The 454-nt window shown below is 68.3% G+C and carries 1 protein-coding gene; it reads left to right on the top strand.

Features of this window, described 5'->3' with window-relative positions; translation table 11 throughout:
- A partial coding sequence (locus tag ACY45C_RS17145) for a mannosyltransferase YkcB-related protein (protein WP_462188571.1) occupies positions 1-454 on the top strand: 454 nt, incomplete at both ends.

Raw genomic sequence — 454 nt, forward strand, 5'->3', positions numbered from 1 at the left:
GGGCGGGATGCCCCGCCAGGCGGGTGGTGGTGCCGGAACCGGAACCAGCGTGCTGGGGAACGGGATCCTCGGCGGGCAGGAGACCCGGGGCGGTGGCCCGGGCGGTCTACTCAGCGCCGTCACTCCCAGCGACGCGATCGTGAAGCTGCTCAGGCAGAACGCGGACTCCTACACCTGGGTCGCCGCCGCGGTCGGCTCGAATAGCGCAGCCGGATACCAGCTCGCGACCCAGGACCCGGTCATGCCGGTCGGCGGGTTCAACGGGAGCGACCCCTCGCCCACCCTGGCACAGTTCAAGCAGTACGTCGCCGAAGGAAAGATCCACTATTTCATCGGCGGCGGCGGTTTCGGTCAGGCCAACGGCGGTAGCTCGTCCTCACGGGAGATCTCCAGCTGGGTGACGGAGAACTTCACCTCGAAGACGGTCGACGGCGTGACCCTCTACGACCTGACC

Source organism: Frankia sp. CcWB2 (assembly GCF_977927585.1).